The organism is Allobosea sp. FBZP-16, assembly GCF_002831785.1.
Classification (GTDB): domain Bacteria; phylum Pseudomonadota; class Alphaproteobacteria; order Rhizobiales; family Beijerinckiaceae; genus Allobosea; species Allobosea lupini.
On record NZ_LNCQ01000029.1, the window covers coordinates 81081 to 105779 of the forward strand.

The window sequence follows — 24699 nt, forward strand, 5'->3', positions numbered from 1 at the left end:
GTCTCCTTTCTGTTCAGAATTGCCAGCCTGCGGGCACCCAGGCGTAGCCGCTGTCCGTCCGCAGCAGATGGCCGAGGCCCGGGAACGGATAGTGGAAGCCGAGAACCGGTATCCGGTCGGCCGCAGCGCGGTCGAAGATGCGCCGGCGCGCGCCGAGCGCGGCGTCCTTGTCGCGGTCGGGGCCCGGCCGCCACGGCCTGTCGACGTTGACGATGGGGTGGTAGGCGAGATCGGCCGTCAGCAGCAGCTGCTCACGTCCCGAGTGGACGAGGAACGAGACCATGCCCGGGGTGTGTCCCGCAGCCGCGATCGTTGTCAGCCCGGGCACGATCTCAGCCCCCGGCTGGTAGAGTTCGACCCCGTTGGCGATCGGCTCGACACTACGCTTGATCGCCGCGGCGAAGCGCCGGCGGAAATCCTCCGGGACCGGCATGTAGGACAAGTCGGGCTCCCCGCGGACAAAGAAGTCCCAATCCGGCTTCGGCGCGAAGATCGTGGCGCGCGGGAATGCTGGCAGCCCATCGGCGGCCCTGAGATTGCCGACATGGTCGGGATGCGTGTGCGAGACGACGACGACATCGATGTCGTGCGCGCTCAAACCGATCTCGGCCAGGCGGGCGAATATCCGTCCTCCATTGGGGCCCATCGTCTGGCCCGCACCCGCCTCCAGGAGCACGCGCCGGCCGCCGACCTCGATTAGCAGCGTGTTGAGATTCAGCATCAAATGGTCTGTCGGCAGGAAGGCGCGCTTCAGCACCTCCTGCAGCTCCTGCTCGGGCGCATCGCTGGCATAGATGCGCGGTGGACCCCCGATCAGGCCGTCGCTAAGCACTGTCGCGCCGATCTCGCCGATCCGGAAGCGATAGTGTCCGGCGTTGCCGCTCGGTGGTTGCGGCGCCTGAGCACGGGCCTCTCCGGCACTTCCTCCGGGAGCCAGCCCGGTAGCGCCGAGGACTGCGGACAAGACGATCTTGCGGCGGTTCAAGGTGATGCTCGTCATGGTTCCCTCGCGGTCGGATCGGTCGATCCAACTCAAGATGACGGTGCACGATTGATCAGATAAGACGTCTTCTCCCGATCAGCTTGATAAGCAGAATGTCGCAATGAGACCGCTCCGCCTCGACAGTCTCGACGCCTTCGCATCGATCGTCAGATGCGGGGGCTTTCGCGCGGCGGCGGCGGAGCGAGGCGTCTCGTCGGCGGCGCTGAGCCAGAGCATCGGTGCGCTGGAGGGGACGCTGGGCCTGCGCCTGCTGAATCGAACCACGCGCAGCGTCGCGCCCACGGAAGCCGGAGCGCGGCTTTACGAACGGCTCGTTCCGACCTTGCGCGACATCAGGCTGGCGATCGAGGATCTCGACCGACTGCGCGAGACCCCGACGGGCACGCTGCGGATCAATGCACCCGGCCCGGCAGTCGACCACGTGCTGTGTCCGCTGGTCTTTGACTTCATGCGACGCTTTCCGGAGGTGAAGGTCGAGCTGATCAGCGACGCGGCGATCATCGATATCGTCCAGCAGGGCTTCGATGCCGGAGTGCGGTTCGGCAGGCAGCTGGAGCAGGACATGATCGCGGTGCCGCTCGGGCCTGCCTTGCGCTACACGATCGTCGCCTCGCCGAACTATCTTCGGGGTCGCGCCGCGCCGGTGATACCGCCGGATCTGATGGGATTCGACTGCATCCGTCGTCGCTTTCCCGGAGGAGCGATCGTCAGTTGGCAGTTCGAGAAGAACGGCGAGCGCTTGGAGATCGCCCCCGAGGGCCGTCTGACGCTGAGCTCGGCGCATCAGGAGCTGCAGGCGGCGCTGACGGGACAAGGCATCGCGCATGTCTTCGAGGACTACGCGAAGCGGCATCTCAATGAGGGCCGCCTGGTGGAACTGTTACCCGATTGGTCGCCCGAGCTGCCGAGCTGGTTTCTCTACTATCCAAACCGGCGCCACCAGAGCGCGGCTATGTCTGTGTTCCTGCAGCATATCCGCGACTTCAAGTGGAACGCCGAGCCGTAGTCGCGTTTGCAGAACGTCCGCTTGCGCGCGAACAGTCAATGGCGGCTGCTGGCGCAGCGCGGGCAATCTCAGCAGGACGTCAGAACGGAATGCGAGATCCGTCCCAGGCGAGACGATGTCCGGATTGTTCAGAAACGGCAGCGTCGACGACAGCAAGACGATGGGCTGCCGCTTCGCGCGGCCGGAAGGTCCCGGGCTTGCCTGCTTCGCCGCGATAGGGCACCGATGGAGCTGTGTCGACAGTGCCGGGATGCAGGGCCAGCCGATGCCACCTCTCGCCCCCAGGATGACTCTCCTCGTTTCGTCAAAGCCGGAGCGTCGGACACGGCCACGTGAAGCGAGGGCGTGATGGTGCCACCCGCCAGCATGTGCGGATGGCTTCCGCGGCATGACCTCATATCGGGTCGGTGTCGGAGTTGCTCAGCGAGCTCGGTTGGCTCGCAGGCGCTTTCACGCCGAGAACCTCCAGCAAGCTGTGTTCCCCGTAAGGCTTGACGAGGATCGACGCGCGCTCGTCCTTCGCGACGGTGGACGCGTCGCCGGTTGCGAACACGACGACGACCTGCGGCCGAAGTTCGCGTGCACGAGCGGCAAGCTCGGTGCCGGATGCTCCCGGGAGATTGATGTCGGTCACCAGGATGTCGACGGGAGCCGTCTGCAGCGCGGCCATCGCCTCTTCGGCGCTTCCGGCATCCACAACGACGAAGCCCGCCTCCTCGATGATTTCGGCCGTGTTCATGCGGATCAGCGCATCATCTTCGACAAGGAGTACGGTGCGTCGCGCATTCGCGGCGGCCGGCGGCGCCGGCACGGCGGCTATCTCCGGCTCCCTGCGTTGGGCCGCTGCGGCATTCCGCTGCTGCTGGTTTGCCAGGACGTGCCTGACCTTTCGCGCCAGCGCTTCGCGCGTGTAGGGCTTCGAGAGCAGCTCGACGCCCGCATCCAGCTTGCCCCCATGCACGATGGAGTTCTCGGTATACCCCGAGGTGAACAGCACGGCGATGTTCGGGAGGCGCTCACGCGCCTTGCGGGCCAGCTCCGGGCTCTTCAGCGTGCCGGGCATCACGACGTCCGTGAAGAGCATGTCGATCGGAACGCCGCTCTCGATCACGTTCAGCGCACTTGCGGCATCGACGGCCTTGAGCACGCGGTAGCCCAGATCGGCCAAGAGCTCGACGACCGTCGCGCGAACCTCCTCGTCGTCCTCGACCACGAGCACCGTCTCGGTCCCGCCCGCGACGGGGCCGGTATCGACCGCGACCTCGACATCCTCGCTCTCGAGTGCGCGGGGCAGATAAAGCTTGATTGTCGTGCCATGCCCGACCTCGGAATAGATCTTCACATGGCCGCCCGATTGCTTGACGAAGCCATAGACCATGGAGAGGCCGAGCCCCGAGCCCTTGCCCTCGCCCTTCGTCGAGAAGAACGGCTCGAACACCTTGTCGATGATCTCGGGCGCCATGCCGCTGCCGGTATCGGTGACCGCAAGCATGACGTACTGCCCCGCTGTCACGTCGTCATGGGCGCGGACATAGGCATCGTCCAACATGGTGTTCGAGAGTTCGATGGTGAGCTTGCCCTGGCCCTCCATCGCATCGCGGGCATTGATCGCGAGATTGAGCAAGGCGTTCTCGATCTGGGCTGGGTCGATGAACGTGTTCCACAAGCCGCCGCCGACCACGGTCTCGATCTCGATCGCTTCGCCGAGCGCGCGGCGCAGCATGTCGTCCATGCCGCGCACGAAGCGGCTGACATTGACGACCTTGGGTTCGAGTGCCTGACGGCGTCCGAAGGCGAGAAGCTGCGAGGCGAGCTTGGCCCCGCGGGAGACGCCGGCCATCGCGTTGGTCACGCGTCGTTCGGCGCGTTCATTGCCGGCGATGTCCTTTGCCAGAAGCTGGAGGTTGCCTGCCACGACCTGCAGCAAATTGTTGAAGTCGTGCGCGACGCCTCCCGTGAGCTTGCCGACCGTCTCCATCTTCTGAGCCTGTGCAAGCTTGGCTTCAGCCTGCCGCCGCTCGTCGATCTCGGCGATGACGCGAGCTTCCAGGTTATCGTTGAGCTGTCGCAACTGCGCCTCGGCCCGCTCGCGATGCCGTACCTGCCGGGCGAGGTCCTCGGCCTGCGCACGAAGAGCGGCTTCAGCCGCTCGCTGATGGGTGATGTCGGTATGGACGCCGACCCATTCGACGATCTCCCCGACCGTGTCGAACACCGGCAAGGCCCGGATCGCGAAGGTGCGCCAGCTGCCGCTGCTGTCGCGCACGCGGTGCTCGTGGACGTACATGCTCCGCGCATCGACCGCCGCGTTCCAGCTTTCGACGGATGCGGACTGGTCATCGGGGTGCACAGCGTCAGCCCAGCCGAAACCCTGGTATTCCTCATAGGCCTGACCGGTGAGCGCAGCCCAGCCGGGCTGCTCGCCATCCATCCGGCCGTCGGGACTGTTGGTCCACAACACCCCGTGAACGGCATCCATCGCCCGACGAAACCGGCTGTTGCTGCGCGCCAGTGCCGCCTCGCGCAGAGCACGCTCCTGCACGTCGATTCCCAGAACGTATACGCCAGGGATCGAGCCGTCCGGCTCAATGCGCGGCACATAGCGAACCTCGAGCCGCCGGGTCACGCCATCACGGTGGGGCATCGTCGTTTCTGCGGTGAAGCGCTCACCCGCAAGCCCGCGGTCGAGATCTGCTCGGCGATCCTGATAAGGCGCATCGCCGATGACGTCCCTGACGTGTCGCCCGATCATGCTGGCGGGCGACATCCCGAACCAGCTTTCGTAGGCGATGTTGGCGAAGCGATAGACGTGCTCCCGGTCGACATAGGAGACCAGCATCGGCAGGGCGTCGGTGACCCGCAGCAATTCGGTTTCGCTGACGGCGACGCGCCGTTCCGCCTCGACCCGTGCGCTGTTGTCAACGATCGTGCACATGACGCCGCCAACGCCGCCATCAGCTTCGTAGACCGGCGTATAGAACAGGTCGAGATAGAGCGTCGTCCTGCCGTCTGGCCTGTCGAATTCGATGGGCTGGTCGCGATAAGAGATGGTTTCGCCGCGCAGGCCGGCTTCCAGAATTGGCCGGTTCCAGTCCCATACCTCGGGAAACGCCGTCGCAACCGGGCTGCCGAGAGCCGAAGGATGACGCTCCCCGGCTATCGTCCTGTAGGCATCGTTGTAGAGCATGATGTGGTCGGGCCCCCACATCAGCACCTTGGCCACCGGGGAGTTCACGATATTGGCGATCGTGGCTCGCATTTCGACCGGCCAGGTATCGACGGCGCCGAGGCTGGTCGCTGCCCAGTCCCGCTCGCGGATCAACGCACCACATTCTCCCCCAGCCACTGGCCATGCCGTGCGTTCCTTCGGCGTCGAAAGGCGAGGCCTATCCCGGAGGACTTTCAAGGCGGCGCGGACCACTTCGCTCGAATCCGCATAATGACCAGAGGCCAGTTGCTCGGATACGAAATCCTCAAGATCGGGCGTGAGGGCGATGTTCTGCATTGGACCGGTCATCATATGCGCTGGAATCGACTGCTGATTTAGTCGTGTCAATACATTCTGCTGCGGCAGCCGCGCGGCTTGAACAGCATGCCGAGATGGGGAGATCCGATCAGTCCGTAACCACCTGCTCAGCAATCACCTGGAAGCGGTTCAGCAGGTTCGGGCCGAAGGTATGGACTATCGGGGCGTTGGCTGCGCCGCATGCCCGCGTCACTAGGCTACGTCCGACCTACGGTACTTTATGTCAGGCGTCGCAGGTCCACCGTCCCCGGCCGGGGCAGCATATGAATCGGGCGTCGCGTTCGGCAGCTGTCATTCTGCCCTATAATCTGAGGTAAGCCGCGCATCCATAAGGAGCTTCGGTAGGTTCGACGAATCCACGATTGAACTCACCGCGGTCGAGAGAGTTGCATTCTCGCTACAGCCATATGCCGTCGCGTCGTCCAGCAAATGACACGACTATCGGGAATGTCTTGGGTTACGAAGCACACCAGGAGATCCAGAACGCATGAATGCCGAAACCGAGCACGATCGTATCGAGAGCGAGATCGACAAGGTCGGCAAGTCATCGGATCCGTTCGCATCCGCCGTCCGCGCGACGCGGATGCCGATGTTGATCACCGATCCCAACCAGCCCGACAATCCGATCGTCTTCGTCAACGACGCTTTCCTGCGCCTGACCGGCTACGAGCGCGAGGAGTGTCTCGGGCACAACTGCCGATTTCTTCAAGGGCCGGATACCGATTCCGCCGATGTGGCCAAGCTGCGCGACGCGATCGAGCGCCGCTCGCAGATCGAGATGGAGATCGTCAATCACCGCAAGGACGGCAGTCGGTTCTTCAACCGCGTGCTGATCTCGCCAGTTTTCGACGAGGACGGCCACCTGACCTATTTCTTCGCGTCCCAGTTCGACGTCACGCTGGAGCGCGACCGTCTGGTGCGTCTCCAGCGCGAGCACGACAAGCTGGAGAAGGAGGTCGAGCGCCGCACCCGTGAGCTCCGGCAGTCCGAGGAGCGCCTCAAATTCACGATCCAGGCGGCCCGCCTCGGCTCATGGACGCTCGACCTCACCGACATGCGGCTGACCTGCTCGGACATCTGCAAGCGCAATTTCGGGCGACAGCCGGCCGAACCCTTCACCTATCAGGACCTCATCGCGACAGTCCTGCCGGAAGAGCGGCAGCGCATGCAGCAATCCGTCGAGGATGCCATCGAGGAACATCACGACTACGAGCAGGAATACCGGATCGAGATACCGAGCGGCGAAACGCGCTGGATCATGGCGCGCGCGCGGCCCTACTACTCCGCGGAAGGTAAGCCGCTCAGCATGGCCGGCGTCACGCTCGATGTTACCGAAAGCCGCCGTAATGAAGAGCAGCGGCTGCTGCTCACCGCCGAGTTGAAGCACCGCGTCAAGAACTCGATGGCGACTATCCAGTCGATCGCGACGCAGACGCTGCGCAATGCAGGTTCGCTCCAGGAAGCGACCGAGGTTCTCACCGCACGCATGCAGTCGCTGGCATCGGCTCATGACCTGCTGACGCGGGAGGAATGGCAGAGTGCGACCATCGCGGAGGTGGTCGCGAGTGCCACAGAGTCTTTCGAAGCCCCGGGGGCAAGGCGCTTCCGCGTTGGCGGTCCGCCAATCAGCCTGCCGCCTCGGGCGGCCATGGCGATGGTGCTCGCTCTGCACGAGTTGTCGACCAACGCGGCGAAGTACGGCGCTTTGTCGGTGCCCGACGGCCATGTCGTGATCGATTGGCAAATTGCCGATCACGCAGGCTCGAAGATGATCGAGTTCCGCTGGCAGGAGGTCGGGGGGCCGAAGGTCACAGGCCAGCCCAGCCGCCGCGGTTTCGGCACTCGGCTCATCGAAAAGGTGCTGACGGCCGAACTCAATGGCAAGGGCTCGCTGAGTTACCTGCCATCCGGTGTCTTGTTCACAGTCGAGGCGCCGCTCCCGGACCAGGACAAAATCAGCGGCACGCCGGACGACGAAGAACTGTTCCGGCGCAATATCACCTCGTCCTTCGACTAACCCATCCGCGAAAGTGCCTGATGCATCTGGCGCGCGGAATAAGGCTTGCTCAAGAATGTCACATCGTCCGGCAATTCGCCTGATTGTAGCTTGTGGTGACCCGAGACCACGATGATCAGGATCGGCGGCCAGCGATCGCGCACCGCCTTGGCCAACTTGACCCCGTCCATGCTGCCCGGCATCTGGACATCGGTGACAACGACGCGAATATCGTCGCGGGTCTCCAGGATGGCGACGGCGGCGTCCGCATTGGCCGCCTCCAGAACATCGAACCCCGCATCCTCGACGATATCCACCGCGTGCATCATCAGCAGTGGCTCGTCTTCGACGATCAACGCGATTGGCTTGCTCACTCACATGGTCCGTTCTGTGGCGGTCGGGTTCCATCAGGGTCCATCTCCGGCTCTTCGCCGTCGTAACCGCTGAATTCCAGTTTCGCGCGATAGATCGCTGCGCCATGCTCGTCGTCTATTTCGACGGCCATATGGGCTTCGCGCTTGCCAGGAATATGATCCCGGGCGATCTCGGCTATCGCGATCTGTGCGTCCCGTCGGGCTGCCGAGGCGTCGGGGAATTCCATTGGTTCTCCCCGATCGGGTCCTTCGCCGACATCCATGCGCACAACGTAGGTTGGCATCGCAGCCATCTCCGATCCCCCTAGGGCCGAACGGTAGGAGAGGTCAGCATGTTCCGCGATGCTCCGTTTTCTTTTTCGTGACGACAGCTCTGCGGCGTGATGGAAAAACGGATCGATCCTTCAACTGGGCTGGAAATTGCCGGCGACTGAGTGCCGATCACGTCGTCGACGTCTGCTCGGCTAGAGAGAGAATGTCTGCAGATGGCGCATCGCGGCGATATGGCGTCGTCGCCATATGCGTCCTAGAGGCGATCAGTGCTGGTGAACCGACCCCCGGAAATCGGCCGAAGACCGAGTAGATGGAGCTGACCCTATGATCGAACGAATTGGCATGACGGAACGCTGGAGCGACGCAGTCATCGTCGGAGATCTGATCTTCCTTGCAGGCCATGTCGCGGAGCAGACGCGCGGACAATCCGTCAAGGTGCAGACCGAGGAAGTTCTGCGCAGCCTCGATGAGACGCTGGCCCAGGCCGGCGTCTCCAAGAACAACCTGGCCAGCGTTACCATCTATCTCGCCGACATGGCGGGGTTCGCCGCCATGAACGAAGCTTGGGACGCCTGGGTCGCAAATGACCACGCGCCAGCCCGCGCGACCGTCGAGGCGCGCCTTGCCTATCCGGATCTGCTCGTCGAGATGACGGCGATCGCCTCTCGATAGTCCAGCGCCGATCCCGTCGCCAAATGCGAGGACAATCCGTCGGGCTTGATCGCTCGACGATCGGCGCTTCGGAAACAATTGATTCTGCAGTGCGGCAATCACTGCAGATCCCGAAGTCTGCTTTCGTGGGGTGCGCCAAGTTCTGCTCTTGGCGCTTCGCACTCTGCCGGCGCGGCATCAGAAGCGGACGCCTGGGGCTGGCGACCGAGAGCGTGGGCCGTCCGGAGCCGACGCTTCTCGCGGGCCAGTCAAGCACTGCGCTCCTGTGACTTCAGCGATCTTCGCCGGTCTCCAGGAAGGCGGGGCGAACCGCCTTCTTCAGCTCGTCGATGAAGGCTCGGATGAGCCGTTTGGGGGCGCGCGCCTTCTGATAGAGCGCATAGGCCTCGACCGAGACGCGCGGGCTAAGGGGCCGCACTTCCAGCCGGTAGCGGCTGCCGCTGATCGCGGTAAAGGAATCGACCAGCGCCACGCCGAGGCCGGCCTCGGCCAGCAGGCAGGCCGTGTTGCTGTAGCGCACCTCGATCGGGCAGGCCGGGCGCGCACCGGCGAAGAAGTCCCGCTGCAGCAGCAGCCCGAGCCGTGCGCCCGGCTCAAAGCCGATCATCCGGTGGCCGGAGAGCATGGCAGGAGAAATCTCGCTTTTGGCGGTCAGCGGATGGTCCCGCGTCATGGCGCAGACCATCTGCCCGGCACCGATCAGTTCCGCCTCCAATCCCGGCCTCGCATAGGGCTCCAGCGAGACGCCGAGATCGGCTGCGCCGCTCTCCAGCCCTTCGATGACGCCATCGGTACGGCGCACGTCGAAATCGACATGCAGCTCCGGCCGGCTGCTCGCGAAGCGCGCCAGGGCGCGGGGCACCAGTGCATTGGCGATCGGGGGCGTCGCGAGAAGCCGTAGCGAGCCGCTGCGCGTGTCGCGCAGCGCGGTGACCTTGCGCGAGAAGGACTGGACCATCGAGAAGATGGGATCGCTGTCGCGATACATCTCGAGCGCTTCCGGCGTCGGGATCAGCCGGTTGCCCTGCCGCTGGAACAGCTGGAAGCCGAGCTGCCGTTCCATCTGCTTGACCGCGGTGCTCACCGCCGGCTGCGACAAGGCCAGCCCCTGCGCCGCCGCCACTGTCGTCTGGCAGCGAATGACCTCCCGAAAGATCTCGAGTTGCCGCAAATTCAGCACGTCGGCCGGCTCCGCTGGACAGATCGCGGGCAGTATAAATTGGATTGATAGTAGGGCTAGTGATTTTTCTAGATCTGATATTGTGGCGGCTTTCCGGCCCTGACTATCCTGCGGTTTCCCGTTCCCAGGAGCGCGCCATGTTCGCCAGAATCGCCACCATCGGCTTGACCTTGCTGCTTGCCCCCGCCGCGATGGCGCAGACGACGTTGAAGACCGCCGTCGATGGCACGTTCGCGCCCCACGCCATGCCCAAGCTCTCCGGCGGCATCGAGGGCTTCAACGTTGATCTGGCCGAGGCCATCGGCAAGCAGCTCGGCAAGACGGTGACAGTCGATGCCGCTCAGTTTTCCGGGCTGATCCCGGCCCTGCAGGCCGGCACCTACGACTTCATCGTCGCGCCGGTAACGGTCAGCAAGGAGCGCGCCGAAAGCCTGCTCTTTACCGAAGGCTATCTCAACACCGACTTCCAGTTCCTGACGAAGAAAGGCGCGCCGCCGATCACCGCCCTCGAAGAACTCAAGGGCAAGGTCATCTCGGTCAACAAGGGCTCGGCCTATGACAGCTGGGCGCGCGGCCTCGAAGAGAAGATCGGCTGGAAGGTCGAATCCTTCGGCACGCAGACCGACGCCGTCCAGGCCGTCATCTCCGGCCGGGCCTACGCCAATGTCGCCGGCAACACGGTCGTGCAGTGGGCGGCCAAGAGCAATCCGCAGATCCAGCTCTCCTACACCTATTCGACCGGGCTGGTCTGGGCCGTCGCACTGCGCAAGGATTCCGGGCCGCTGCGCAGCGAGCTCGACCAGGCCATCGAGTGCCTGAAGACCAACGGCACCATTACCGCTCTCCATGAGAAATGGTTCGGCACCAAGCCGGCGGCCGGCTCCGCCGCCGTCACTCCGTTCCCGGGTTATGGCGTGCCCGACATGCCGGGCTATGATGCCGCGGCGCATACCCCCACTTGCAAGTGAGCGAGGCGATTGCGTCGGCTCGCGGACAGGCTGGAACCATGCGTCCGGCCCACCCGCTGCTGGACATCCGCGGCCTGCGCAAGAGCTATGGCGCGGCCGAGGTCCTCAAGGGCATCGACCTCGCCGTCTCGCCCGGCGAACTCGTCTTCCTCATCGGCCCTTCCGGCTCCGGCAAGAGCACGCTGCTGCGGTGCTGCAACCGGCTGGAAGAGGCCAGCGGCGGCTCGATCTGGTTCGACGGGCAGGAGGTGCTGGCCGACAGGATCGACATCAACGCGCTGCGCCGGCGTATGGGCATGGTCTTCCAGTCCTTCAACCTCTACCCGCACATGAGCGCGCTGGGGAACGTCACGCTGGCGCTGCGCAAGGTTCTGAAGAAGCCGCGCGCCGAGGCCGAGCGCATCGGCATGGCCGCGCTCGAGCGCGTCGGCCTCGCGCATAAGGCCGCGTCCTATCCGGGGGAACTCTCCGGCGGCCAGCAGCAGCGCGTCGCCATTGCCCGCGCCTCGGCGCTGGAGCCCGGCCTGATGCTGTTCGACGAGCCGACCTCGGCGCTCGACCCCGAACTCGTCGGCTCGGTGCTGCAGGCAATGCGCGACATGCGCGCCGCCGGGATGACGATGCTGGTCGTCAGCCACGAGATGCGTTTCGCCCGCGAGGCGGCCGACCGCGTCGTCTTCATGGATGGCGGCGTCATCGTCGAGCAGGGCCCGCCCGAGCAGATCTTCGGTTCGCCACGCCACGAGCGCACCCGCACCTTCGTCTCCGAGGTCGCCCGGTAGCGCCATGGATCGCTTCCTCGACAGCTTCCTGAACGCCAAGCTGATCGCCGCCACCTGGCCGGCGATCCTGAGCGGGCTCGTCGTGACGATCGAGATCGCGGCGCTCGTCGTCGGGACGGGCCTGCTCTTGGGCCTGGCACTCGCGCTGGTGCGCTGGCGGGCCGGCCGCTGGTTTGCCTGGCCGCTGATGCTCTTCGTCGATCTCTTCCGCGCGGTGCCCCCGCTCGTGCTCGTGCTGCTGGTCTTCTTCGGCCTGCCCAATGTCGGCATCGAACTGCCAAGCTTCGCGGTGCTCTGGCTCGTGCTTTCGCTGGTGCTCGCCGCCTTCGCCGAGGAAATCGTCTGGGCAGGGCTGATCGCAGTGAAACGCGGCCAGCGCGAGGCTGCCCGCTCGACCGGGCTCACCGAGACCCAAACGCTTCTCTACGTCGTCCTGCCGCAGGCGCTGCGCCTCGCCGTGGCGCCATTGACCAACCGCACCATCGCCATCACCAAGAACACCGCACTGGGAACGGTGATCGGCGTGCCGGAGATCATCAACCAGGCAACGACCGCGGTCTCCTTCTCGGGCAATGCCACGCCGCTGCTGATGGGCGCCTTCGCCTATCTCCTGCTCTTCATCCCGGTCATCGGCCTCGGTCGGCTGATCGAGAGCCGCTTCGCCTGGAGGCGCCAGTAATGGACGTGCTCCTTCAGCAGTTCTTCAATCTCGACATTATGGCCAAGGCCCTGCCGCTGGTGCTGCAGGGCTTGAAGACCACCCTGCTCATCTGCCTGATCGTCATCCCGATGGGCCTCATCGGCGGCGTGGTGGTGGCGTTGGCCAGCCGATCCACGGTTCGCGCCCTGCGGGTTTCGGTGACGCTGCTCGTCGACCTGATGCGCGCCTTACCCCCGCTGGTGGTGTTGATCCTCGTCTATTCGGGGCTGCCTTTTCTCGGCCTGCGCATCTCGCCGCTCACGGCGGTGGTGATCGCCTTCTTCCTCAACAACGCCGCCTATTACGGCGAAATCATCCGTGCGGGCATTGAGAGCGTCCCCGCCGGGCAGTGGGAAGCGGCGCGCTCGACGGGGCTGAGGGCGGATCAGACGTTCACCTGGGTGATCCTGCCGCAGGGCCTGCGCAACGTGCTGCCGGACCTCGTCTCGAACACGGTCGAGGTGGTGAAGCTCACCTCTCTCGCCAGCGTCGTCTCGCTGCAGGAGATGCTCTACTCGGCCGACATGGCCCGTTCTCTCACCTTCAACGCCTCGCCGATCGTGCTGGCCGCGCTGATCTATTTCGCGCTGCTCTGGCCGGCGGTGAGGCTCGTCAGCCGCCTCGAACACGCAGCCGCCCGCTGAGCGGCCATCATCGAAAGGACGCGCCATGCGCATGCTCACCGTCGCCGCCGCCCAGATGGGCCCGATCCAGAAGGCCGACAGCCGCGCGGCCGTGATCGCCCGCATGATCGCGCTGCTCGACGAAGCCAAGGGGAAGGGTGCCGATCTGGTCGTCTATCCCGAGCTGGCGCTGACGACCTTCTTTCCGCGCTGGTATCACGAGGACCGTGGCGAGGCCGACATCTGGTTCGAGGATGCGATGCCCGGCCCGGCGACGCAGGCCCTGTTCGACCGGGCGCGCGAGCACGGCATCGCAATGTCCTTTGGCTACGCCGAAAAGACATCGGACGGGCATCACTTCAACACGAGCGTTCTCGTCGACAAGACCGGCGTCATCGTCGGCAAGTACCGCAAGATCCATCTGCCCGGCCACGCCGAATACGATCCCGAGCGCACGCATCAGCATCTCGAAAAGCGCTATTTCGAGCCGGGTGATCTGGGCTTCCCGGTCTGGCGCACGCTGGGCGGTGTGCTCGGCATGGCGATCTGCAACGACCGGCGCTGGCCGGAAACCTACCGCGTCATGGGCCTGCAGGGCGTCGAGATGGTGCTGATCGGCTACAACACCCCCTCGGTGAATTCGCAACGCGGCGCAGAGGGCCCTGAAAAGCGCCTCTTCCACAACCGCCTCAGCGTCCAGGCCGGCGCCTATCAGAACGCCACCTGGGTCGTGGCGGTGGCCAAGGCCGGCGACGAGGACGGGCACCATATGATCGGCGGCTCGCTGATCGTCGACCCTAACGGCGAGATCGTCGCCGAAGCCAAGACGGAAGGCGACGAATTGCTGGTGCATGCCTGCGATCTCGATGAGACGGCCTTCGGCAAATCGACCATCTTCGATTTTGCCCGCCATCGCCGCATCGAGCATTACGGGATCATCACCAGCCAGACCGGCGCAGTGCCGCCGCCTGAGGCGTAAGCACTGCCACCGACCAGACGCCCGGCCGCAAGGGGCGCAGCCTTTCGGGGAGACAGACCATGAGCCGCATCCTCGTCATCAATCCGAACTCGAACGAGGCCGTCACCGAAGGGCTGCGCCAGGCGCTGGCGGTCTTCGCGCGCCCGGGCAGCCCCGAGATCGTCTGCGAGACGCTGGCCGATGGTCCCTTCGGCATCGAAACGCAGGAGCATGTCGAGGCCGTGGCCCTGCCGCTGCGCCGGCGCATCGAGGCGGCCGAGGCCGACGCCTTCGTCATCGCCTGCTATTCCGATCCGGGCCTGCACGTCTGCCGCGAGGGAACGGCAAAGCCGGTCTTCGGCATCGCCGAATGCGGCGTGCTGACGGCGCTGGCGAGGGGCGATCGTTTCGGGGTCATCGCCATCAAGTCGCGCTCCATCCCGCGTCATATCCGCTATCTGCGCCAGATGGGGCTGATGGAGCGGCTGGCGGGCGAGCGCGCGCTGGAGATGTCGGTCGCCGAAAGCGCCTCGGGCGAAGGCACGCTCGCCCGCATGATCGAGAAGGGCCGGGAGCTGCGCGATCTGGACGGAGCAGGGGTGGTCGTGATGGGCTGCGCCGGCATGGCCCGCCACCGAGCCCCGCTCGAACGGGCGCTGGGCGTGCCGGTGATCGACCCGACGCAGGCCGCCGTCGCCATGGCGCTCGGCACCGTGCTGGTCGGGACCTGAGACGAGGATCAACGCAATGACGACCCCTTACGACCTCATCATCCGTGGCGGCACCATCGGCAGCGCGACCGGCAGCTTCCGCGCCGACCTCGCGGTCAAGGACGGCAAGGTCGCCGCCCTCGGGCTGGGGCTCGGCCGGGCCACGCACGAGATCGACGCGACCGGCAAGCTCGTCCTGCCCGGCGGCGTCGACACCCACGCCCATGTCGAGCAGGTCTCGGCCGGCGGCCTGCTCAACGCAGACAGCTTCGAAAGCGCCACCGCCTCTGCCGCGTTCGGCGGCACCACCACGCTGATCTCCTTCGCCGCCCAGCATCGCGGGCTCGATCTGCGCAAGGTCGTCGACGACTATGCGGCGCTCGCGCGGCGTGGCGCGATGATCGACTACGCCTTCCACCTGATCGTCGCCAATCCCGATCGCAAGACGCTCGAGACCGACCTGCCGGCGCTGATCGCGGAGGGGCACGCCTCGATCAAGGTCTTCATGACCTATGACCTGATCAAGGTGGACGATGAACCTTTGCTCGACCTGCTGCTGACGGCGCGCGAGAACGGCGCGCTCGTCTGCGTCCATGCCGAGAACCACGGCATGATCGCCTGGATGGCGCGTCGCCTCGTCGAGAAGGGCTATGTCGCGCCGAAATATCACGGCGTCAGCCATCCGCGCGTGTCGGAAGCGGAGGCCTTCAATCGCTTGATCGCGGCCTCCGAACTGCTCGACCAGCCGGTGATGATCTTCCACGTCTCGACCCGCGAGGGCGTCGAGGCCGTCCGTGCGGCGCGGGGAAGGGGCCTGAAGATATTCGCCGAGACCTGCCCGCAATATCTCTTCCTGACGAAGGACGACCTCGACAAACCCGGCCTCGAAGGCGCGAAATGGATGTGCTCGCCGCCGCCGCGCGAGACCGACGATCAGGAGGCGCTGTGGCAGGGCTTGGCTCTCGGCGATCTTCAGACCATCTCGTCCGACCATGCGCCCTATCGCTTCGACGAAACCGGCAAGCTTTCGGCCGGTCCCAATCCGAACTTCAAGCAGATCGCCAACGGCTTGCCGGGGCTGGAGACGAGGCTGCCGCTGCTCTTCGACGCCATGGTGTCGAAGGAGCGGCCCGAATTCGCGGGGCGGGGGCTGGATGCCTTCGTTCAGCTGACCGCGACCGCGCCGGCACAGATTTACAACCTGCCGGGCAAGGGCGCGCTCCTGCCGGGCTATGACGCCGACATCGCGATCTGGGATCCGCATCGCGAGGTCATAGTCACGGACGCCATGATGCATGACCGGACGGGTTTCACGCCTTTTGCCGGACGTCATTCCATTGGCTGGCCCGAGACCGTGCTCGTCCGCGGGCGGAGCGTCATCGCTGAAGGGGTGGTGAAGGCCACGCCTGGCAGCGGTCGCTGGCTGGCCCGCACCGGCGGCTGGGCGGCCAGACCGACCGGTCGGCTCGTGCGGGAAATGGACCCGGCCAGCAATTTCGGCGCGATGCTGCTTTGACCGGCTGTGCCGGTGCTTACTCCGGGAGCTCAGATGCCTTTGACGGACGGGAGGGGGGCACGGAGGCCGCGCGAAGCTCAGCGCATGGTCTGCGCGCCACAGCAGTCACCGGGCGACGCCGTCTCGGCAGAAGCCGCTGGGCCTCGTCATATTCGACGCTGCGAGCGGAAGCTTGGCGTGCGGTCGCCAACCGAGCCTCACCGACATGTCCGCTTCCTGGCAGGCCTTGAACGGCAGTTCCTGGCGCCCAGCAAAGGCATCCGGTTTAGCTGAATAGTCGGTCAGTTCTCAGCATATGCGCGGCCATTGTGACGAAGCTGGCGATGTCGTCTGCTCCATTGCGCCGATCAAGTCGCTGGCAGCGCAGTCTGATCCCGTTTCGAGCGCGATCGTCGAGCATCGTTTCCACCACCTCGCCGATCCGATAGCGATCGTGGTCCCTGCGCAGCAGCATCGCCAGCCCCAAACCTCCGCGTATTTGGCCCGGACCAGCTGCAGGTCCATTTCTTCCGCCTCGTTTGGCACGAAGATCGTCGGTATTGCGCCCAGCAGGTTCTCGTGGAACGCATTGTAGCCGGCCGCCGAGACGCAGATGTCGAAGGCGCTGCTGTAGCGGAAGGCGGGAAAGAGATCGATCGTCCGCCGGCGCGGCTGATTGCCCGGGTCCTTGGCGCGTTTGAGTCGCATCTGACTGCGCCTTGTGCGGGAATCGATACCGATCGTGCAGTCCGGAGCATGCTCCGCAAGGGAAGGGTGCGTTTTTTACGATCGCATCGCACGTGGTGAGCGTCGGCACTTTCCCCCAATGGATGGCTGGCTCGACCTTTGCTGCCGGTGTCGCGGATGCTGGTCTTGTACGAGGCGCATCGGTTCTTTTGCCTAGCGAGCGCCTGTCTCTGAATCGGGGCCGGAAATCTCGAATGCGATTGTCGAGCAGGCACATCTGCTCAAGGAAGAGGACTGGATCAGGACGATCCGTTCCGACGGAACGATACCTCAGATGTCCGCAATCTCCGCCGCGAAAGAGCTCTGGAGCGACAAGCGGCGTGCCTGGTCGGTTTCGAGCGCGCCATCGTCTTGCTCTGGAGGCCCGCTTTCGGGCGAAGTGCCCGAGCCATGTTCTAGTACATTCTGCATTCCGCCCTGTCAGGCTTTGAGATGAAGTGTCACCAGCAAGGTGATCTCGGCGCCCTCCGGCAGCGTCGCCGCCACGCGCACAAAATTGCCGAAATGGGCAAGGCGCTGGAAGGTCACCGCGTCCTTGCTCGCAGGCAGAGCGAATTCCGAACCCTCATGGCACCAGTGCATGCCGTCTGCGGAGATTTCGACCCTCGCCTTTGGCAAAGGCCCCTTCGGCTGCTTCAGCGCGCGCACAAAGACGATCGCCTCCTTCGCCCAGCCGGCCTCGTATGGTTCGGTCGCAGCTTCGCCGATCCAGCTCTCGTTGCGGGCGACGACGGCGGTCAGGTTCTCGGGCAGCATCAGAACTCTCCCGACAGGCAGACGGAATCGAGATAGGCGAAAGCGCGCTTGTCGGTGTCGGTCTCGGCGAAGAAGGCGAGATTGAGCATGCACCACAGGTTCTTCATCGCCGGGATGCGGATGCAGTCGAAGTTGTCCATGGCGAAGATGCGGTCGTTGACCTGGAAACGCGTCGCCTGCATCGCGCCGAGGTCGAAGTCGAAGCGCAGATAATGCCAGTTCACCTTGGTCGGGATCTCGTTGTAGCAGAGCCGCTGCTCGCCGCCGGGCAAGTCTTCCCAGTCATCGGGCGCAAGATGGTAGTGCGTGATCGTCTTGCCGGCCGTCCCGATCGGCTTGATCGGCGTCGTCCGGCGCTTGAACTGCCATCTCTGGATGTGCTTGCCGTCCTGCGCGTTGAGGAAGCGCAAATGCGGCATGACGCGATCGCCCGGGCCTGAGGTATCGCCGATCTGGAGATCGTAGAGGAAGCCGAAGGAGCGGATGTCGGTCTCCGAGAGCTGCAGATCCGTCGCCTCGGGCTTGAAGGTGAAATAGGCTTCGAGACGGATCGGCCCAGGCTTTCGGAAGGTCAGGCGCTTGATCGCGACATTCTGCGCGCCCTTCTTCGGCCGCGTCGCGATCTTCAGCGCATAGGAGCCGTCGACGCCGCCATGCGAGCCGAAATCCCAGTTCGGCAGGGTCGAGAGCATGGCGTGGCTGTGCTGGGCATAGCCCGGCAGCATCGCATCCAGCGTCTCCTCGTAGTTGCCGACGAGCTGCGTCCAGCCGCACATGCCGCGGTCGAAATCGTCGAGGCAGATGATGCGGGGCAGCGGATCGAAGCGGCTGAGCTGCGGATCGGCCTCGCGGATGGCGCGGCGCAGGGCGTCGATGTCGGTCATGGCGATTACCCCTTCACCGCGCCGGCGGTCAGGCCCGCGACGAGATGCTTCTGCATGAGGATGACGAAGGCGAGCACCGGCACGAGCTGCACGGTCGAGGCGGCGAAGAGCACGCCCCATTCGACGCCCTCGACGGCGCCGATCATCTCGGAGATCACCAGCGGCGCGGTCTTGGCCTTGGTCGTGGTGAAGATGAAGGCGAAGAGGAACTCGTTCCAGGCGTACACGATGACGAAGACCGAGACGGCGAGCATGCCCTGCGCCGCCATCGGCAGGATCACGCGGGCGATGATCTGAATCTGCGAGGCGCCGTCCATCATCGCGGCCTCGTCGAGCTCGCGCGGAATCTGGTCGATGAAGGTGCGCATCACCACCGTTCCGAGCGAGACGAAGAAGGTCGCGTAGAGCACGATCAGCACGAAATGCGTGTCATTGAGCCCGAGCCAGTTCACCACCGGAAACAGCGGCAGCGTGATCACGATCGGCGGGATCAGCCGGATGAAGATCAGGAAGAAGGCCGAGGCCTGCAGGCCCTTCGAGGCGAAGCGCGAATAGGCGAAGCCGGCGAGCAGGGAGACGCCGACGGCGAGCACGGTCGCGCCGACCGTCACCAGGAAGCTGTTCCACAAACCGAAGAAGAAGTCGCCCCAGCGACTCCAGAGCGCCTGGTAGTTGGCCAAGGTCGGCGCGAAGGAGAAGGTGCTGCCGGTCGAGAAGATGTCGCGGTCGGCCTTGAAGGACGACAGTGCGATCAGGCCGATCGGCACCAACGACCAGGCGACGATCGCAAGCACGCCGACGAGCTTGAGGAGATGGCGCAGGAGCTTAGTCACGCGCGAACATCTCCCTGTAGAGCCGGCGCAGATAGAACAGCGCGAGCAGGAGCGAGGCGAGCACGAGGAGCCAGCCCGTGGCGGCGGCCGGGCCGAAGGCGTTGTAGCGGAAGGCCTCGAGGTAAAGGTAGACCGCCATCACCTCGGTCGAGCGCGCCGGGCCGCCGCCGGTCATCAGCCAGACCTCGGAGAATAGCCGGAAGGCGAAAATGTAGCGGAACAGGGCGGCGACCAGCAGCGCCGGCATCAGCAGCGGCAGCGTCACCCGGCGGAACGAGGTCCAGGGCGAGGCGCCGTCGATCGCGGCGGCCTCATAAAGATCGCTCGGGATCGAGAGCCTCGCCGCGTAGAGGATGATGAAGCTGAACGGCAGATGCAGCCAGATCGAGAGGAGGCTGACCATGGCGAGGCCGTGGCTCGGGTTCACCGCCCATTCGATCGGCGGCAGTCCGAGTGAGATCAGGAGCCGGCTCATCATCCCGACATCGGGCTCGAACAGGAAGCGCCACATCACCACCGCCGAGACCTCGCTGACGGCATAGGGCGCGAGCACGATCGCCAGCAGCAGCGGCCGGAACGGCACGCCCGAGGCGAAGAACAGCGCCATGCCGAGACCAAGCAGGAGCTCGACATGCACCACCACGGCGACGACGATCACCGTGTTGACCAGCGCCTTCCAGAAATAGGCGTCGCCCAGCACCTTGGCGTAGTTGGCGAAGCCGACGAAGCTCGCCGCCTGGCCGAAGGAGGACTGGTTGAGGCTGAGCCAGAAGACATAGATCGCCGGCAGGAAGATGATGCCGCCGATCATCAATTGGACCGGCGAGACCAGTGCGATCGCGGAGAGGGGCGTCCTCTGACTCATCTATGGTTCCCCACCTTAGTCATCCCGGGCGAAGCGAAGCGCAGACCCGGGATCCATGCCTGAACCGTTCCGGAATGGATCCCGGATCGGCGCGGCTTCGCCGCTTGTCCGGGATGACTCCGGAGGTATTGGAGACCGAGAACACAGCGCATTGTCAGGCGATCCTGAAGCGCGCGAGCGCGTCGCGGTCGATCTCGATGCCAAGTCCCGGTCCCTGCGGCACGGAAAGCTTGCCCTCGACCAGCTGGGAGCCTTCGCCGACGATCGGATGAGTGAAGGCGTCGCGCAGCGGGTTCTGGTAGACCATGCATTCGAAGGTGCGGAAGGTCTCGGCCGCTGCGGCAAGCTGCAGGCTGGCGGCGACGCAGATCGCGCCCGACCAGCCGACATGCGGGGCATAAGCCGTGTTGAAGGCGGCGGCGAGCTCGCAGATGCGCCAGGTCTCGCTGATCCCGCCCGAGCGCGTCACGTCCGGCTGGATCAGCCCGAGCGAGCGGTCCTGCAGCGAGATCAGCGCGTCGGTCGCGACGAAATCGCTTTCGCCGGCGGCGAGCCGGATCGGCAGGTGCTGGGCGAGGCGGCGATAGCCTTCGCGATCCTGCGGCGCGATCGGCTCCTCGAAAAAGCCATAGCCGAGATCGGCCAACGCCCGCCCGATGATCAGCGCGTCGTCGACGTCATAGGCCCAGTTCGCGTCGACATAGAGGGCGATATCGTCGCCCGCGAGCTCGCGCACGAGCCTGGCGCGGGCGATCGCGTCGCGCAGCGGATGGCCGAGCTTGACCTTGATCTCGCGGAAACCGGCCTTCAGCACAGCGGCGACCTCGGCCTCGACCGTGGCATCGTCGAGCCAGTTGATCGAGGAGGCATAGGCGGCGACTTCTTTGCGGCCCATGCCGCCGAGCAGCGTGTGGATCGGCTGGCCTGCCTGCTTGCCCGCGATGTCCCACAGCGCGATGTCGACCGCCGCGATCGCCTCGACGATCTGGCCGCCCGGGCGCCCAGACAAGGCGGCGCGCATCGCCTTCCAGAGCAAGCGCCGGTCGGCGGCATCGCGGCCGAGCAGGCGCGGCACCAGCGCCTCCTCGATGAAGCGGGCGTAGCCGGCGGCGCCGCGGCGGCAGAGACCTTCGCCGAAGCCGATGACGCCATCCTCCGTCTCGACCTCGACCACGACGATCTCGATCGCCGGATAGTCGCCCTGCGACGTGCGTTGGACTTTGGGCAAGGTCGCCCGCAGCGGATGTACGGTCACCTTCGAGATGCGGCTGGCCGGCATGAAGCGGCGTCCTCACAAGTGCTCAACTTATCTGATAGGTTGAACAGTTGCCAAGTTGAGTGGCATCTGTCAATGATCTCCGCACGGAGGTGATTGATGAGCGATGCCGCTTCATCCCTGCTGGGTGGCGACGACCCATTTGCCGGCGGCGACGTCGTCCCGATGCGGCTTGGCGACGCCGTGATCCAGCGCATCACCCAGGCGATCCAGGACGGCAGGCTAAAGCCCGGTGACGCTTTGCCGTCGGAAGCGCGGATCGCCGCTTCCTTCGGCGTCAGCAAGCCGATCGCCCGCGAGGCCATCCGCCAGCTCGCGGCGATGGGCGTCGTGCACATCCAGCAGGGCAAGCCGACCCGTATTCAGGCGCTCGATGCCGCCCCGCTCGACCGCTTCTATCGTTTCGCCGTGCGCGGCCGGGCCAATGGCCTGACCGAGGCAGTGGAATTGCGCCGCATCCTCGAGCCGCCGATCGCAGCCCATAGCGCCGCGCGGCGCTCGGCTGATGATGTCGAGAAGCTCGATCTGATCCTCGCCCGCATGGAGGATGCACTCGGCCATGTGCCGCGCTGGATCGAGGCTGATCTCGACTTCCACGAGGCGATCGCCGCCTCCTCCGGCAATCGTCTGCTCGATTTCCAGATCAGGGGGCTTCGGCCGGTGATCCGCGAGGTCATGGAGATCTTCAATTCGCGCGAGAAGCGCACCAAGGACGACTGGCGCCGCACCTTCGCGCGGCATGTGCGCGTCGTCGAGGCGATCCGCGTCGGCGATCAGGCCGCGGCTTTCGCCGCCATGAACAAGCATTTCGAAGCGGCAGAAGCCGCCATCGCGGAACTCGCGAACCATCGGGAGGACAGGCATGACGACGGAGACATGGCTGAATCGTAGGCAGTTCGGCGCCGGCATCCTCGGGCTGAGTTTCACGGCGCTAGGCGCCGGAGGCGCACGCGCGCAGCAAGGTGGGCCGTTCAACGTCTTTGCCCATCGCGTCATGCAGACGGTCTCGACCGGCGCACAGGGCGGCGACATCACCAAGGATTGGGCCGCCAAGAACGGCGTCGGCGTCCAGTGGACGACCTTCGACACCGGCCCGTTGCAGGAGCGGCTGTTCCGCGAGACGAGCCTTGGCGAGACTTCGGTCGATGTCGGCTTCGTCCTCAACACCCAGGTCGTGCCGCGCGCCGCAAATCTGTTCGAAGCGCTCGACGACTATCTCAAGCGCGATCCGCTCGAGGACCCGGCCGACGTCTTCCCCGGGTTGATGCAGGGCATGACTGTCGGCGGGAAGCAGCTCGCCGTCCCGTTCCGCCATGCCTCCTCCGGCCTGCACTACAATGAGGAGATCCTGGCCGAGAAGGGCTTCTCCAAGCCGCCGGCGACGATCGAGGAGATGATCGAGATCGCCAGGGCCTGCAGCTATCGCCGCTCCGACGGCACCCAGGTCGTCGGCCTGTGCATGCCGGGCGTGACCTATCCCAACGTGATCGACCTCGCCCGCGCCTGGGATGGCGAGTTCATCACGCCCGACTTCAAATGCGCCGCCGACCAGCCGCCGATGCTGAACGCGATCCGGACCTTGCGCGAGCTCTTCCAGGCCAACGCCTTCCCGCGCAATTTCGCGACGCTCTCGCCTGAGGACGTCAATGTCTGGATGCAGCAGGGCCGCGCCGCGATGAGCCTGCAGAGCATGGGCCGCAACCGCATCTACAACGATCCGCAGAAGTCGAAATTCTCTGGCAAGATCAGGACGATCGCCGTTCCAGCCTCCAAGACGCTGGCGGGCAAATACGATGCCGCCCCGGCCAAGGTCGAGTTCTGGGGCATGGTCATCCCGAAGAACGCCAGGCGCAAAGACCTCGCCTGGAGCTTCATCAAGGCAATGGCCTCGAAGGAGGCGACGCTGAAGGCCGCGCTCAACGGCAACGGCCCGGTGCGCGCCTCGACCTATGCCGATCAGAGCTTCGCCGGGACCGTGCCTTACGCGGCCGAAGAACTGAAAGTGCTGAAGGTGGCGCGCGTGCCGCTGCCGGCTTTCGACGAGGCGGCCCGCGCCGGCGACCTGTTCAAGGAGGAGGCGGAGGCCGCGGTGCTCGGCATGAAGACGCCGGAGGAGGCGATGGCCTCGCTGGTCAAGCGCGTGCAGCCGCTGCTGCCGGCTTGACCACAAGGCAGAAAAGGCCCGGAGGAGATGCCATGACCTTTCCGATCTCACGCCGCCGCTTTGGCGCTCTCGCCGGCGCGGCCGTAACCGCTGCCGCTTTGCCAAGTCGCAGCCTCGCGCAGGCGAAGACGCTTACCGCGCTCGGCCACCGCGTCCACCAGACCGCCGCCACGACCGGGCCGGGCGGCGACGCCACCGAGGCCTTCCGTAAGACGAGCGGGGCGAACCTGAACTGGGTCACCTTCGGCGACGTCAATGCCGTGCATGAGCGCCTGCTGCGCGAGGCCTCGCTGGCCGAGACCTCGATCGACGTCGCCTATCTCGTTAATAGCCGCGCCGTGCCGCGCAATCTCAAGCTGTTCGAGCCGCTCGATACGCTGCTCAAGGATGCGCCGATCGAGGCCTTCGACGATTTCGCGCCCGGCCTGATCGGCCCGCTCAAGGTCGATGGCGCCCTGCACGGCATCCCGGTCCGCCACGCTACCAATGCGCTGATCTACAACGAGGCGCTGCTGGAGGAACGCGGCATCAACAAGCTGCCGACGACCTTCGAGGAGCTGGTCGAGGTGGCGCGCAAGCTCACCTTCAAGCGCGAGGACGGCACACAGGTCCACGGCCTCGCCTTCACCGCCGTCTTCGCCTCGAATTTCCTGACTGTCTCGCGCTGCCTCGGCGGCGACTACATGACGGCCGACGGCAAGCTGACCGCGAACGAGCCTCCGATGGTCAAAGCGCTGACCATCCTTGCCGATCTCTACAAGGCTGGCGTGCTGCCGCGGAACTTCGCCACGGTGAACAATGAGGAGATCACCACCTGGATGCAGCAGGGCAGGGCGGCGATGACGATCAATCCGTTCGCGCGCCTCGTCTCCTACAACGACCCGGCCAAGGGCAAATATGGCGGGCGC

General features: G+C 65.2%; 24 protein-coding genes. 13 read left to right on the forward strand and 11 right to left on the reverse strand.

Translation table 11 applies throughout. The features are described 5' to 3' along the window. Positions 1-13: 13 nt before the first annotated feature. Positions 14-1000: an MBL fold metallo-hydrolase gene (locus CXY91_RS15100; protein WP_100962164.1), complete on the reverse strand. Its 987-nt coding sequence runs from the start codon at positions 998-1000 to the stop codon at positions 14-16. A 103-nt stretch (positions 1001-1103) separates the two neighbouring features. Between CXY91_RS15100 and CXY91_RS15105 the strand changes: the two genes are divergently transcribed. Further along, the gene (locus CXY91_RS15105) at positions 1104-2009 is read left to right on the forward strand and encodes a LysR family transcriptional regulator (protein WP_100962165.1); all 906 of its coding nucleotides are present in this window, start codon (positions 1104-1106) and stop codon (positions 2007-2009) included. Positions 2010-2403: 394 nt separating this feature from the next. Here the strand turns inward: CXY91_RS15105 and CXY91_RS15110 are convergent, their stop codons facing one another. Further along, on the reverse strand, positions 2404-5514 hold the full coding sequence (locus CXY91_RS15110; protein ID WP_100962166.1) for a hybrid sensor histidine kinase/response regulator: 3111 nt from the start codon (positions 5512-5514) through the stop codon (positions 2404-2406). A 508-nt stretch (positions 5515-6022) separates the two neighbouring features. On the opposite strand from CXY91_RS15110, the gene CXY91_RS15115 reads away from it, so the two are divergent. Beyond that, positions 6023-7552: a PAS domain-containing protein gene (locus tag CXY91_RS15115; RefSeq protein WP_100962167.1), complete on the forward strand. Its 1530-nt coding sequence runs from the start codon at positions 6023-6025 to the stop codon at positions 7550-7552. On the opposite strand, the gene CXY91_RS15120 is transcribed toward CXY91_RS15115, so the two are convergent. Together CXY91_RS15120 and CXY91_RS30230 are read right to left on the reverse strand one after the other, a co-directional pair. Then, complete coding sequence (locus CXY91_RS15120; RefSeq protein WP_091842313.1) at positions 7549-7905, reverse strand: response regulator; 357 nt, start codon at positions 7903-7905, stop codon at positions 7549-7551. The genes CXY91_RS15115 and CXY91_RS15120 overlap by 4 nt on opposite strands. Continuing rightward, complete coding sequence (locus CXY91_RS30230; RefSeq protein WP_210202606.1) at positions 7902-8198, reverse strand: DUF6894 family protein; 297 nt, start codon at positions 8196-8198, stop codon at positions 7902-7904. Before CXY91_RS30230 ends, CXY91_RS15120 begins: the two co-directional genes overlap by 4 nt. Positions 8199-8502: 304 nt before the next feature. Between CXY91_RS30230 and CXY91_RS15130 the strand changes: the two genes are divergently transcribed. Next, entirely contained in the window at positions 8503-8850 is a 348-nt protein-coding gene (locus CXY91_RS15130) for a RidA family protein (RefSeq protein WP_100962169.1), read from the forward strand. A gap of 271 nt (positions 8851-9121) precedes the next feature. Here the strand turns inward: CXY91_RS15130 and CXY91_RS15135 are convergent, their stop codons facing one another. Then, on the reverse strand, positions 9122-10030 hold the full coding sequence (locus CXY91_RS15135) for a LysR family transcriptional regulator (protein ID WP_091837065.1): 909 nt from the start codon (positions 10028-10030) through the stop codon (positions 9122-9124). Positions 10031-10167: 137 nt separating this feature from the next. Between CXY91_RS15135 and CXY91_RS15140 the strand changes: the two genes are divergently transcribed. Genes CXY91_RS15140 through hydA form a run of 7 tightly spaced genes read left to right on the forward strand, consistent with a single transcriptional unit; the run spans position 10168 to position 16287 of the window. Beyond that, a complete protein-coding gene (locus CXY91_RS15140; RefSeq protein ID WP_100962170.1) occupies positions 10168-10998 on the forward strand; it encodes a transporter substrate-binding domain-containing protein in 831 nt (276 codons plus the stop codon). A 38-nt stretch (positions 10999-11036) separates the two neighbouring features. Continuing rightward, positions 11037-11780 (forward strand): amino acid ABC transporter ATP-binding protein, encoded by a 744-nt coding sequence (locus CXY91_RS15145; RefSeq protein WP_100962171.1) that lies wholly within the window; start codon positions 11037-11039, stop codon positions 11778-11780. Between the two features lie 4 nt (positions 11781-11784). Then, the gene (locus CXY91_RS15150) at positions 11785-12459 is read left to right on the forward strand and encodes an amino acid ABC transporter permease (RefSeq protein ID WP_100962172.1); all 675 of its coding nucleotides are present in this window, start codon (positions 11785-11787) and stop codon (positions 12457-12459) included. Further along, positions 12459-13124 (forward strand): amino acid ABC transporter permease, encoded by a 666-nt coding sequence (locus CXY91_RS15155; protein ID WP_100962173.1) that lies wholly within the window; start codon positions 12459-12461, stop codon positions 13122-13124. The genes CXY91_RS15150 and CXY91_RS15155 overlap by 1 nt, the downstream gene beginning before the upstream one ends. Positions 13125-13149: 25 nt before the next feature. Further along, a complete protein-coding gene (locus CXY91_RS15160; protein ID WP_100962174.1) occupies positions 13150-14082 on the forward strand; it encodes an N-carbamoyl-D-amino-acid hydrolase in 933 nt (310 codons plus the stop codon). Between the two features lie 59 nt (positions 14083-14141). Next, complete coding sequence (locus CXY91_RS15165; RefSeq protein ID WP_100962175.1) at positions 14142-14792, forward strand: aspartate/glutamate racemase family protein; 651 nt, start codon at positions 14142-14144, stop codon at positions 14790-14792. Between the two features lie 16 nt (positions 14793-14808). Beyond that, on the forward strand, positions 14809-16287 hold the full coding sequence (hydA, locus tag CXY91_RS15170) for a dihydropyrimidinase (RefSeq protein ID WP_100962176.1): 1479 nt from the start codon (positions 14809-14811) through the stop codon (positions 16285-16287). A 288-nt stretch (positions 16288-16575) separates the two neighbouring features. On the opposite strand, the gene CXY91_RS15175 is transcribed toward hydA, so the two are convergent. From CXY91_RS15175 to CXY91_RS15200, 6 genes are all read right to left on the reverse strand, one after another. Then, positions 16576-16974, reverse strand: a complete 399-nt coding sequence (locus CXY91_RS15175) for a hypothetical protein (RefSeq protein ID WP_100962177.1) — start codon at positions 16972-16974, stop codon at positions 16576-16578. Positions 16975-17433: 459 nt separating this feature from the next. Next, the gene (locus CXY91_RS15180; RefSeq protein WP_100962178.1) at positions 17434-17769 is read right to left on the reverse strand and encodes a hypothetical protein; all 336 of its coding nucleotides are present in this window, start codon (positions 17767-17769) and stop codon (positions 17434-17436) included. Beyond that, on the reverse strand, positions 17769-18653 hold the full coding sequence (locus CXY91_RS15185; RefSeq protein WP_248307501.1) for a DUF6772 family protein: 885 nt from the start codon (positions 18651-18653) through the stop codon (positions 17769-17771). Before CXY91_RS15185 ends, CXY91_RS15180 begins: the two co-directional genes overlap by 1 nt. 5 nt (positions 18654-18658) lie before the next feature. Then, positions 18659-19486: a carbohydrate ABC transporter permease gene (locus CXY91_RS15190; protein WP_248307502.1), complete on the reverse strand. Its 828-nt coding sequence runs from the start codon at positions 19484-19486 to the stop codon at positions 18659-18661. Continuing rightward, positions 19479-20351, reverse strand: a complete 873-nt coding sequence (locus CXY91_RS15195; RefSeq protein ID WP_100962179.1) for a carbohydrate ABC transporter permease — start codon at positions 20349-20351, stop codon at positions 19479-19481. The genes CXY91_RS15190 and CXY91_RS15195 overlap by 8 nt, the downstream gene beginning before the upstream one ends. Positions 20352-20505: 154 nt before the next feature. Further along, positions 20506-21630: a mandelate racemase/muconate lactonizing enzyme family protein gene (locus CXY91_RS15200; RefSeq protein WP_100962180.1), complete on the reverse strand. Its 1125-nt coding sequence runs from the start codon at positions 21628-21630 to the stop codon at positions 20506-20508. Positions 21631-21726: 96 nt separating this feature from the next. Here CXY91_RS15200 and CXY91_RS15205 point away from each other — a divergent pair, with 96 nt between their 5' ends. The 3 genes from CXY91_RS15205 to CXY91_RS15215 form a co-directional block, all read left to right on the forward strand. Further along, positions 21727-22518: a FadR/GntR family transcriptional regulator gene (locus CXY91_RS15205; RefSeq protein WP_100962181.1), complete on the forward strand. Its 792-nt coding sequence runs from the start codon at positions 21727-21729 to the stop codon at positions 22516-22518. Beyond that, positions 22490-23791 (forward strand): ABC transporter substrate-binding protein, encoded by a 1302-nt coding sequence (locus CXY91_RS15210; protein ID WP_100962182.1) that lies wholly within the window; start codon positions 22490-22492, stop codon positions 23789-23791. Before CXY91_RS15205 ends, CXY91_RS15210 begins: the two co-directional genes overlap by 29 nt. 32 nt (positions 23792-23823) lie before the next feature. Beyond that, the coding region (locus CXY91_RS15215) for an ABC transporter substrate-binding protein (RefSeq protein WP_100962183.1) at positions 23824-24699 on the forward strand (876 nt) is incomplete at its 3' end.

Coding starts and splice junctions, on each gene's coding strand:
- CXY91_RS15145 (WP_100962171.1), top strand. CDS start 11,037: ATGCGTCCGGCCCACCCGCTGCTGGACATCCGCGGCCTGCGCAAGAGC.
- CXY91_RS15175 (WP_100962177.1), bottom strand. CDS start 16,974: ATGCGACTCAAACGCGCCAAGGACCCGGGCAATCAGCCGCGCCGGCGG.
- CXY91_RS15185 (WP_248307501.1), bottom strand. CDS start 18,653: ATGACCGACATCGACGCCCTGCGCCGCGCCATCCGCGAGGCCGATCCG.
- CXY91_RS30230 (WP_210202606.1), bottom strand. CDS start 8,198: ATGGCTGCGATGCCAACCTACGTTGTGCGCATGGATGTCGGCGAAGGA.
- CXY91_RS15200 (WP_100962180.1), bottom strand. CDS start 21,630: ATGCCGGCCAGCCGCATCTCGAAGGTGACCGTACATCCGCTGCGGGCG.
- CXY91_RS15165 (WP_100962175.1), top strand. CDS start 14,142: ATGAGCCGCATCCTCGTCATCAATCCGAACTCGAACGAGGCCGTCACC.
- CXY91_RS15160 (WP_100962174.1), top strand. CDS start 13,150: ATGCGCATGCTCACCGTCGCCGCCGCCCAGATGGGCCCGATCCAGAAG.
- CXY91_RS15105 (WP_100962165.1), top strand. CDS start 1,104: ATGAGACCGCTCCGCCTCGACAGTCTCGACGCCTTCGCATCGATCGTC.
- CXY91_RS15150 (WP_100962172.1), top strand. CDS start 11,785: ATGGATCGCTTCCTCGACAGCTTCCTGAACGCCAAGCTGATCGCCGCC.
- CXY91_RS15155 (WP_100962173.1), top strand. CDS start 12,459: ATGGACGTGCTCCTTCAGCAGTTCTTCAATCTCGACATTATGGCCAAG.
- CXY91_RS15205 (WP_100962181.1), top strand. CDS start 21,727: ATGAGCGATGCCGCTTCATCCCTGCTGGGTGGCGACGACCCATTTGCC.
- CXY91_RS15140 (WP_100962170.1), top strand. CDS start 10,168: ATGTTCGCCAGAATCGCCACCATCGGCTTGACCTTGCTGCTTGCCCCC.
- CXY91_RS15100 (WP_100962164.1), bottom strand. CDS start 1,000: ATGACGAGCATCACCTTGAACCGCCGCAAGATCGTCTTGTCCGCAGTC.
- CXY91_RS15195 (WP_100962179.1), bottom strand. CDS start 20,351: ATGAGTCAGAGGACGCCCCTCTCCGCGATCGCACTGGTCTCGCCGGTC.
- CXY91_RS15110 (WP_100962166.1), bottom strand. CDS start 5,514: ATGCAGAACATCGCCCTCACGCCCGATCTTGAGGATTTCGTATCCGAG.
- hydA (WP_100962176.1), top strand. CDS start 14,809: ATGACGACCCCTTACGACCTCATCATCCGTGGCGGCACCATCGGCAGC.
- CXY91_RS15115 (WP_100962167.1), top strand. CDS start 6,023: ATGAATGCCGAAACCGAGCACGATCGTATCGAGAGCGAGATCGACAAG.
- CXY91_RS15210 (WP_100962182.1), top strand. CDS start 22,490: ATGACGACGGAGACATGGCTGAATCGTAGGCAGTTCGGCGCCGGCATC.
- CXY91_RS15180 (WP_100962178.1), bottom strand. CDS start 17,769: ATGCTGCCCGAGAACCTGACCGCCGTCGTCGCCCGCAACGAGAGCTGG.
- CXY91_RS15130 (WP_100962169.1), top strand. CDS start 8,503: ATGATCGAACGAATTGGCATGACGGAACGCTGGAGCGACGCAGTCATC.